Annotated in this window: 2 protein-coding genes; one reads left to right on the forward strand and one right to left on the reverse strand. The window is 68.8% G+C overall.

The window, feature by feature from the left end; genetic code table 11:
• Positions 1 to 254: 254 nt before the first annotated feature.
• Positions 255 to 746 (reverse strand): hypothetical protein, encoded by a 492-nt coding sequence (locus tag EYA84_RS30930; RefSeq protein WP_131057740.1) that lies wholly within the window; start codon positions 744 to 746, stop codon positions 255 to 257.
• 895 nt (positions 747 to 1,641) lie between these two features.
• On the opposite strand from EYA84_RS30930, the gene EYA84_RS30935 reads away from it, so the two are divergent.
• A partial coding sequence (locus EYA84_RS30935) for a hypothetical protein (RefSeq protein ID WP_131057741.1) occupies positions 1,642 to 2,149 on the forward strand: 508 nt, incomplete at its 3' end.

Genomic DNA, 2,149 nt, shown 5'->3' on the forward strand with positions numbered 1-2,149 from the left:
GTATCAGAGACAGGCGCCGTCGGGCTGCGGCGGCCCGGCCGGCAGCCGCCCGATCCCCGCGCCCACCAGCGCTACTCCGACGGCCGCGACCAGCGTGAGCAGAACGCGCCCCCCGTGGTATGCCCGCACGGTCACCTCCGATCGCGAGAGTCAGACGGCTGTCGGGACACCTGCCGTGCGGTATCCCTCGGGTGCCCGCACCGTGGCGTACGGCGCGGGCACCCGTCGCAGGATGGATGGGGTGTGCCGGCGCGTCAGAGACGCGCGGCGGCCTCGGCGTGCCGGCGGCGGCGGGCCAGGATGACGCCGCCACCGAGTGCGGTGGCGATCAGGGTCGCCCCGGTGGTCAGGGTGCCGAGCCCGTCGTCGCTCGTGCGGCCCCCGGCCTGGGCGCCACCGATCGGGGTGACCGTGAACGTGGTGCTGCCGTCCGAGGTGCCGTCTCCGCAGGTGGCGGCCACCGTGTAGGTGCCGAGGGTGAAACCTGCGGTGAACAGTTCGGCGCTCAGGCCGCCGCCGGCTGCGGCGGTGGTGGAGCGTACGTTCTGGTCCCGATCGGGTCCGGTGACCCGGAACAGCGCGTCACCGGTGCTCGGGTTGCAGGTGGTCGCGGTGAGCACGACCGTCCCCCCGACCGGGGTCGTCGCCGGTGACACCGTGGTGTCCGCCCAGGCGACTCCGGGCATGAGCAGCGCGCCCAAGGCGATGCTGCCCGCAGCCGGTACGAGAACTCTGGTTGCCTTCATACGCGTCTTCCCTCACTTTTCGTCCGCTGACTGCGTGGGACGTCGTTCGGGTGGCCAACTCCGCGACTAGCACCGGTGTGCCCAACACTAGGTGGGCTTGGGACCCGATCCGGTGAAAATGAGAAATCTTCGTTGCCGTCACGTGTCCGCCCGACCGCCTCGGGCGTCGCGGAAGGTCCCGCCACGGGCCCGGCGGTCCGGCGCATCCGGTCGATGTCGGCCTGCCGCGCAGTGGGACCGGTGGGCGGAAGGCGAGGTCGACACGGAGTCGCGCCGATCGTGGCAGCCGTCCCGTTCCCACCACCCATTCCCCCAAGTCCCCCCGCCCCAGCGCGCCCGGCCCCGGCCCGGCCCTGGCACCGCCCGGCCTTGGATGAGTTGATCAAGAGGTTTGCGTCGCGATTCCTGTCGTGCTTGCACCAAAACTTCTTGATCAACGGGGTTGGCGTGCAAGGCGGGCGACGGCGGAGATGGGCTGGCGCGCTGTTTGCGCCGAATGTTCGGTTCGCTGGTGGCCCGTGGGTGGGGGTTGGGTGGAATCCGGGGTGGGGTCGGGGCGTTGTAGTCGGGTGGCTGACCGCGCAGGACCGCATGCGCCGGGCAGGTCGCGGACGAATTCTCGCTCCGCCGGATTGGTGGCGGGCGGGTGTCGGAATGGCTTGGCCCGGTCGGTGGTTATGCCTGGTCGCGGCGCCGCGTCAGGCTTCCGGATGGCCGGGGAATGATGCGGGCTGGCGGGTGGTTGTGTATTGACCCGACGCCGCAAAGCCTGGTCCGGTGATTCCCCTTCTCGGACCTGTGTGCGTCGGATTTCCCCTTTCTTCTAGCGCCTGACGGCGTTTGCGTCACTCTCAATCCCCCTGTGGGTGGCGTCTACCCCCGAATGGAGCTTGTGATGAACTCGAAGCTGTTGCGTAAGAGTGTTCTTGGTGTTGCTGGTCTGGCGTTTGCTGGTGGTGTGTTCGCTGGTCCGATCGTGCAGGCTGACGCCACCCCCGTCACGGCTGGTTCGTTGGTGGCGGTGCAGGCGGACAAGCCGGACTCCGGCAAGCTGGTGCCGCATGGTGTGCAGGGTGCCCAGTCGCGTATCGATCTGGACGATGAGCAGGTCGGCAACGCGAAGGCGATCATTGCGGCGACGAAGAAGGCCGGTATGGACGAGCGTGCCGCCGTCATCGCGATCGGCACCGCGTTTCAGGAGTCCAAGCTGGAGAACCTGGGTCACCTCGGTGACCGCAACGACCACGATTCGCAGGGCTTGTTCCAGCAGCGCCCCTCCAGTGGTTGGGGCACGGTGGAGCAGATCACCGACCCCGAGTACTCCACCCTCGCGTTTCTGAAGGGTTTGAAGCAAGTCGACGGCTGGGAGGACATGCCGTTGACGGTGGCGGCGCAGACGGTGC

It is taken from the genome of Verrucosispora sp. SN26_14.1, from assembly GCF_004307965.1.
Taxonomy (GTDB): domain Bacteria; phylum Actinomycetota; class Actinomycetes; order Mycobacteriales; family Micromonosporaceae; genus Micromonospora.